General features: G+C 60.5%; 8 protein-coding genes. All 8 read right to left on the reverse strand.

Translation table 11 applies throughout. From position 1 onward, the window contains the following. The coding region (gene lipB, locus ACIPIZ_RS28930; RefSeq protein ID WP_401168911.1) for a lipoyl(octanoyl) transferase LipB at positions 1-579 on the reverse strand (579 nt) is incomplete at its 3' end. After that, a complete protein-coding gene (locus ACIPIZ_RS28935) occupies positions 579-854 on the reverse strand; it encodes a DUF493 domain-containing protein (protein ID WP_008087908.1) in 276 nt (91 codons plus the stop codon). The genes ACIPIZ_RS28935 and lipB, both read right to left, overlap by 1 nt. A gap of 85 nt (positions 855-939) precedes the next feature. Then, positions 940-2097 carry a D-alanyl-D-alanine carboxypeptidase family protein gene (locus tag ACIPIZ_RS28940; RefSeq protein WP_064390744.1) on the reverse strand — a complete coding sequence of 386 codons (1158 nt, stop codon included), beginning with the start codon at positions 2095-2097 and terminating at the stop codon, positions 940-942. Between the two features lie 185 nt (positions 2098-2282). Continuing rightward, positions 2283-3293, reverse strand: a complete 1011-nt coding sequence (locus ACIPIZ_RS28945) for a septal ring lytic transglycosylase RlpA family protein (RefSeq protein WP_064390745.1) — start codon at positions 3291-3293, stop codon at positions 2283-2285. Then, entirely contained in the window at positions 3293-4303 is a 1011-nt protein-coding gene (mltB, locus tag ACIPIZ_RS28950; protein ID WP_064390746.1) for a lytic murein transglycosylase B, read from the reverse strand. Before mltB ends, ACIPIZ_RS28945 begins: the two co-directional genes overlap by 1 nt. Before the next feature lie 17 nt (positions 4304-4320). Beyond that, the gene (rodA, locus tag ACIPIZ_RS28955; RefSeq protein WP_064390758.1) at positions 4321-5424 is read right to left on the reverse strand and encodes a rod shape-determining protein RodA; all 1104 of its coding nucleotides are present in this window, start codon (positions 5422-5424) and stop codon (positions 4321-4323) included. Between the two features lie 31 nt (positions 5425-5455). Beyond that, positions 5456-7351 (reverse strand): penicillin-binding protein 2, encoded by a 1896-nt coding sequence (gene mrdA, locus ACIPIZ_RS28960; RefSeq protein ID WP_401168915.1) that lies wholly within the window; start codon positions 7349-7351, stop codon positions 5456-5458. A 10-nt stretch (positions 7352-7361) separates the two neighbouring features. Then, positions 7362-7788: 23S rRNA (pseudouridine(1915)-N(3))-methyltransferase RlmH (gene rlmH / locus ACIPIZ_RS28965; RefSeq protein ID WP_401168918.1), on the reverse strand; the 427-nt coding region annotated here is incomplete at its 5' end.

Raw genomic sequence — 7788 nt, forward strand, 5'->3', positions numbered from 1 at the left:
CAGGGCACTTACCTCTGCAAATTCAATCGATCCTGCGTGGTCGCTCAGCTGGGTCATCGCCAGCCCGGCATAGCCGCAGGGATTAATCCGTCGAAACGGTTCCAGGTTCATATCCACGTTCAGGGCCAGGCCATGAAAGGAACAACCGTGGCGAATCCGCAAACCCAGAGAAGCGATTTTCGCTCCATCGACATAGACGCCGGGAGCATCTGGCTTGGCCGCAGCGGTTACGCCGTAGCTGGCCAGCAGTTCAATCAGGCAAGCCTCCATGCGACTGACCAGATCACGCACGCCGAAACCCAGCTTGCGTACATCCAGCAACAGGTAAGCCACCAACTGGCCGGGGCCATGATAAGTCACCTGCCCGCCGCGATCGACCTGCACCACCGGGATATCTCCCGGCAGTAACAGGTGTTCGGCCTTGCCGGCCTGGCCCTGAGTGAACACCGGTGGGTGTTCGACGAGCCAGATTTCGTCGGCGGCATCGCTGCCGCGTTCGTTGGTAAAGCGTTGCATGGCATGCCAGACCGGCTCGTAAGCCATCTGGCCGAGCTCACGAAAGCCCAGCGTGCCCGGCATCACAACACCATGTGCACGAAGCCGGTCGCCCGCAGTTCGCTGTTGATGTTGTACAGCTGATCCTGATCGGTCGCGACGATGTGCAACTGAATCGTGGTGTATTTGCCGTTGCTGCTCGAACGCTCGTCGACACGCTCATCGTTGATCTTCGCGAATTTCTTCACGATTTCGATGATCTTGTCTTTGTGGCCAACCCCCGTGTCGCTGATCACCTTAACCGGATAATCAACCTGGGGAAATTCGATCTTTGGCGCCTTTACTTCGGTATCGGTCATGGCGTAACGGCCTCTTGAGCGCAAGCCGTGATAACGCGCATGGCCCCGCACCGGATCGGGGCGGGGCCATGCAGGTCAACACAAATCAGTTGAACAAGCCGTAGAAGAATAGACGGATGCTATCCCACATGCGGCGGAAGATACCACCCTCCTCGACGCCATCCAGAGCGATCAGGTCAGCGCTGTGCACGACCTTGTCTTCCAGTTTGACTTCGACTTTACCGATCACGTCGCCCTTGGCGATTGGCGCAACCAGTTGCGGGTTCATGGTCATGCTCGCAGCAAGCTTCTTCAGCTGGCCTTTTGGCAGGGTCATGGTCAGGTCTTCAGCCAGGCCGGCCTTGACTTGATTGGTGGTGCCTTTCCACACCGGGGCCTGAGCCAGTTCGGTGCCCTTCTGGTAGAAGGTCTGGGTTTCGAAGAAGCGGAAGCCGTAAGTCAAAAGCTTCTGGGTTTCAGCGGCGCGGGCCACTTCGCTGTTGGTGCCGAACACCACGGCGATCAGGCGCTGGCCATCACGTACAGCCGAGGACACCATGCAGTAGCCGGCTTCGTCGGTATGACCGGTTTTCAGACCGTCGACCGTCTTGTCGCGCCACAGCAGCAGGTTGCGGTTAGGCTGCTTGATGCCGTTCCAGAAGAACTCTTTCTGCGAGTAGATCGCGTAGTGAGCCGGGTCTTCATGGATGATCGCACGGGCCAGGATCGCCATGTCGTGAGCCGACGAGTAGTGCTCAGGGTTTGGCAGACCGGTCGGGTTCATGAAGTGGGTATTGGTCATGCCCAGATCAGTCACAGTCTTGTTCATCAGGTCGGCGAACGCATCTTCGCTGCCGGCGATGTGCTCGGACAGCGCGACGCTGGCGTCGTTGCCGGACTGGATGATGATGCCGTGCAGCAGGTCGCTGACGGTGACCTGCGAGCCAACCTTGATGAACATCCGCGAACCGCCAGTGCGCCAGGCGTTTTCGCTGACGGTCACCGGATCGTTTTCACCGATCTGGCCACGACGGATTTCCAGGGTCGCGATGTACGCGGTCATCAGCTTGGTCAGGCTGGCCGGTGGCAGACGCTGGTCGCCATTGTTCTCTACCAGCACGTTGCCGCTCGCGGCATCCATGAGTACGTAGGCTTTGGCGGCCAGTTGCGGTGGCGACGGCATCATCTCGGCCGCGAAGGCGGCTGGCGAGAGGAGCAGCGGGACTAGCAGACACAGGCGTTTGGCAAAGGTGGTGATGTTCATCCGTCTCTCGAAATCGCTAATGGAAACTGCCCTTGCGGACAAAATTTAATCAGATGACTTTCTAACGAGCCATCGCGTGTTCAGTTGCTCACTCCAGTCACCCTTGCCGGGCTTTTGTTCTTCGACGAGCCAACAACCTGATTCACCCCCCAATCGCTGGCGAATCGTCAATCAAGTTCTACGTGTTACTCGGTGACCACACTTGGCGAACCAAGGTTGGCCAGGCGCACGCTGTTCTGTACCTGGGCAATTTCACCCGGCGAACCGATCGGCCCCAGGCGCACCCGGTGCAGCGTCTGCTGATTGCGCACGATCGAGCTGATGAACACCGGAGCGCTCACCATCCCGCTGAGCTTCGACCTCAACAGCTCTGCAGCGTCCGGGTTGGCGAACGCGCCCACCTGCAGATACTGGCCAGACGCTGGTGCAGAAGCGTTTTTTTTTGCGCTCATCGGCACCGGAACGGTGTCAGAGGCATGTTGCTGCGGCGGTGGCGTCCACTGCTCGACGGTGCCGGCCGAGGCCGTAATCACCGGGGCGCTATTCTGCGCCACTTGCGGTTCGTTGAGCATCAGCGGCGCCGGACGCCCCTTGGCGGCCCAATATTGTTGCGGATCGATACCTTCGACCTTGACCCGTGCAGTGCCGGTTTCGGCGTAGCCGAGTTTCTTCGCCGCCGCATAGGACAGATCGATGATGCGGTCGGAGTAGAACGGCCCACGGTCATTGACCCGCAGAATCACTGTCCGATTGTTATCCAGGTTGGTCACCCGAACGTAACTTGGCAGTGGCAAGGTCTTGTGGGCTGCACTCATGCCGTACAGGTCGTAGACCTCGCCGTTGGCGGTGTTCTGACCATGAAACTTGGTGCCATACCAGGACGCCGTGCCGGAGGCGACGTAAGTCTTGGATTCCTGCAACGGGAAGTAAGTCTTGCCCAGCACGGTGTACGGGTTGGCCTTGTACGGGCCAGTGTGCAGGGTCGGCGTGGCATCCGGGATGCGCGACACATCGACGTCCCACCATGGCGCGCCGTCTTTATGCGCGCGATTGATGTCCAGGCCGGGCTGCGCCCGCACGGCGGTATTCGAGGTTTTCTGAGTCGGCGAACGGCTGGTCGAACAACTGGCGACCAGCACTGCCAACGCAGCGAATGCCACCAGCTTCAGGGGTTTACTGTTAGGCAATGCCTGCATTACTTGACGCCCCGTGCTTGTACCAGCTGTTCAGACAGTTGATGTACGGCCATGGCGTACATCACGCTGCGGTTATAACGCGTGATCGCGTAGAAATTCTTCAGGCCCATCCAGTATTCCGGGCCGTTATCGCCTTCGAGGCGAAATGCCGTAACCGGCATATCATCGCGCAGCGCATCATGACTTGACCAGCCCAGCGCCCGCAACTCTGAGACCGTCTTCGTCGGCTCGATGCCAGTGGTCAGGCCTTCATCGACCTGATCGCCACGGACATCGGCGCGGCTGACCACCGGCTCACCGGCAACCCAGCCGTGACGCTTGAAGTAGCTGGCGACGCTGCCGATCGCATCATCCGGGTTGTTCCAGATGTTGATGTGGCCGTCACCGTCGAAATCCACCGCGTAAGCGCGAAAGCTGCTCGGCATGAACTGCGGCAGGCCCATGGCCCCGGCGTACGAGCCTTTGAGGGTCAATGGGTCGACCTGTTCTTCGCGCGCCAGCAGCAGGAACTCACGCAATTCCTTGCGGAAAAATTCGGCACGGGGAGGATAGTCGAAACCGAGCGTCGACAAGGCATCGATCACCCGGTAATTACCGGTATTACGTCCGAAAAAGGTTTCAACGCCGATGATCGACACGATGACTTGTGCCGGTACGCCGTATTCCTGCTCGGCACGGGCCAAAGTCGCCTCGTGCTGACGCCAGAAATCCACACCGCGGGCAATGCGCGCGTCGGTGATGAACATCGGCCGGTATTCTTTCCACTGCTTGACCCGTTCGGCGGGCCTTGAGATCGCATCGAGAATCGCCTGCTTGCGTTGAGCCTCGCGGAACACCGCCATCAGTTGCTCACCGGCGAAACCGTAGTCGCGGGTCATTTCACCGACGAATTCGGCCACCTGCGGCGAGCCTTCGTATTCGCCGGCCAGCGCTTCCTGCATGCTGCCCAGGAGGCCCATCAGGCCTACCACTGGCGCGCATCGAGTCGCCCAGCCACGCATTACTTGCATTGCACTCTTCACCTTATTCAAACCTGTGCGATCCACTTGCGATGGGTATGGATCGACATCAAAACCCCAAACGCTGACAGCAGCGTCACCAGCGAAGTTCCTCCGTAGCTAATGAACGGCAACGGCACCCCTACAACCGGCAACAGGCCACTGACCATACCGATGTTGACGAAAACGTAAACAAAAAACGTCATGGTCAAGGCACCGGCGAGCAATTTGCCGAACAGCGTTTGCGCCTGGGCGGTGATCACCAGTCCCCGGCCAATCAGCAGCAAATAGATCAGCAACAAGGCGCAAATGCCCACCAGGCCGAACTCTTCGCCAAGCACCGCAATGATGAAGTCGGTATGGCTTTCCGGCAGGAAGTCCAGGTGCGACTGGGTGCCGAGCAGCCAGCCCTTGCCGAATACGCCGCCGGAACCGATCGCGGCTTTCGACTGAATGATGTTCCAGCCGGTGCCCAGCGGATCGCTTTCCGGGTCGAGGAAGGTCAGGATTCGCTGTTTCTGGTAGTCGTGCATGATGAAAAACCACATCGCCACCGACACCGGGACCGCCGCCGCCAGCACGCTGAGGATCCAGCGCCAGCGCAGCCCGCCCATGAACAGGACGAACGCACCGCCCGCCAGAATCAGCAGCGAAGTGCCGAGATCGGGCTGACGCACGATCAGCGCGAACGGCACACCGATTAGCATCAGGCTGATGCCGACATGCTTGAGTTGCGGCGGCAGCGTACGCTTGGACAAATACCAGGCAATGGTCGCCGGCATCAGGATCTTCATGAATTCCGAGGGCTGGAAGCGGATCACCCCGGGGATATTGATCCAGCGTGTGGCGCCCATGGCGTTGTGGCCCATGATGTCCACCACCAACAGCAGCACCACGCCGATCACATAGCCGAGCGGCACCCAACGCGCCATGAAACGCGGCTCGAACTGGGCGATGATAATCATCGAGACCAGACCGATACCGAACGAAGTGGCCTGTTTGGCAAGCAGGTCCCAGCTCTTGCCACTGGCGGAATACAGCACGAACAGGCTGCCGGCGGCGAGGATCAGCAGCAGGATCAGCAACGGTCCGTCGATATGCAGTCTTTGCAGCAGCGTCGCGCGGCGACGCATCACATCCTCACTGGAGAGCATGCGATCAAAGTTATTCATCACGGGCCGTAGCCTCCGCACTGATTGGGCTGGCGTATTCGGCCTTCAAGCGTCCGTCCTGATCGAGCAGCCAGGCGTCCATGACCTGACGCACCACCGGCGCCGCAACGCCGGAGCCGGACTCACCGTTCTCGACCATCACCGATACAACGATTTTCGGGTCATCAGCCGGGGCAAAACCGACGAACAAGGCGTGGTCGCGGTGACGCTCCTGAACCTTGGAGCGGTCGTACTTCTCACCCTGCTTGATCGCCACGACCTGCGCCGTACCGGACTTGCCGGCGATGCGGTATTGCGCGCCGATCGCCGCTTTACGCGCAGTACCGCGCGCACCGTGCATCACCTGCTGCATGCCGTGGTTGACCTTGGTCCAGTCCGACGGGTCGCGCAGGATAATGTCCGGCATCGGGTTTTCATCCACCGGCTTCACCCCTTCCAGGGATTTGGCCAGGTGCGGGCGGTTCCAGATGCCTTTGTTGGCGACCAGCGCCGTGGCCTGGGCCAGTTGCAGCGGGGTCGATTGCATATAGCCCTGGCCGATCCCGAGGATCAGGGTTTCGCCAGGGAACCACGCCTGCTTGCGCGTCGCCCGCTTCCATTCGCGGGACGGCATCAGGCCGGGGGATTCTTCGAACATGTCGAGCGAGACCTTCTGGCCGATGCCGAACTTGTTCATGTACGCCGACAGCCGATCGATGCCGAGCTTGTGCGCCAGGTCATAGAAATAGGTGTCGTTGGACCGCATGATCGCCGTATGGAGGTCGACGAAGCCGTCACCGGTGCGGTTCCAGTTACGGTATTTGTGATCATAGTTCGGCAGCATGTAGTAGCCCGGGTCGAACACCCGGCTGGATGCCGTCACCACCCCGGAATCGAGGCCGGCAATCGCCACCGCCGGTTTGATCGTCGAGCCCGGCGGATACAGGCCGCGCAGCACGCGGTTGAACAGCGGCCGGTCGATGGAATCACGCAACTCGGCATAGGCCTTGAAGCTGATCCCGGTGACGAACAGGTTCGGGTCGAAACTCGGCTGGCTGACCATCGCCAGCACTTCGCCGGTCTTCGGATCCAGCGCCACCACTGCGCCGCGACGTCCGCCCAATGCTGCCTCGGCCGCTTCCTGCAATTTGATGTCCAGACTGAGGACGATGTCCTTGCCGGGAATCGGGTCGGTGCGTTTGAGCACCCGCAACACGCGGCCGCGAGCGTTGGTCTCGACTTCTTCGTAACCGACCTGACCGTGCAATTCCGGCTCGTAGAAACGTTCGATGCCGGTTTTGCCGATGTGATGGGTGCCGCTGTAGTTGACCGGATCGAGGCTCTTCAGCTCTTTCTCGTTGATCCGCCCCATATAGCCCACCGAGTGCGCAAAGTGCGCACCCTGCGGGTAGTGACGAACCAGCTGCGCAACCACTTCCACACCGGGCAGACGGAACTGGTTCACCGCGATGCGGGCGATCTGCTCTTCGGTCAGCTCGAACAGGATCGGTACCGGCTCGAACGGCCGGCGCCCCTGGCGCATGCGCTTCTCGAAGATCACCCGGTCCTCGGGCGTCAGTTCCAGCACTTCGACGATGACGTCGAGCACTTGCTGCCAGTCGCCGGAGCGCTCGCGGGTCATGCTCAGGCTGAAGCTTGGCCGGTTGTCTGCCACCACCACGCCGTTGCGGTCGAAAATCAGCCCACGCGTTGGTGGAATCGGCTGCACGTGGACGCGGTTGTTCTCCGACAGTGTCGAGTGGTACTCGTACTGAATCACCTGCAAGTAATACAGCCGCGCGATCAGCACGCCGATCAACAGCATGATCGCAATGGCCCCGAACACGACGCGGCTACGCACCAGGCGTGCGTCCTTTTCGTGGTCCTTGATGCGGATCGGCTGAGACATGAGGGCTGGATTACTTGTGGTAAGGGTGACCGGACAGCACGGTCCAGGCACGGTACAACTGTTCGCCGATCAGGATCCGCACCAGCGGGTGCGGCAACGTCAGCGGCGACAAGGACCAGCGCTGATCGGCACGGGCACAGACTTCCGGCGCCAGCCCTTCCGGGCCACCGACCATGAAATTGACCGTGCGCGAATCCAGCCGCCAGCGGTCGAGTTCGACCGCAAGCTGCTCGGTGCTCCAGGGTTTGCCATGGACTTCCAGCGTGACGATCCGCTCGTTCGGCCCGACCTTGGCCAGCATGGCTTCGCCTTCCTGGCGGATGAAACGGGCCACGTCGGCATTCTTGCCACGGGTGTTGAGCGGTATTTCCACCAGTTCCAGCGCCAGCTCGGACGGAAGACGCTTGGCATATTCATGCCAGCCTTCTTCCACCCAC

Source organism: Pseudomonas sp. NPDC087690 (assembly GCF_044743175.1).
GTDB lineage: Bacteria > Pseudomonadota > Gammaproteobacteria > Pseudomonadales > Pseudomonadaceae > Aquipseudomonas.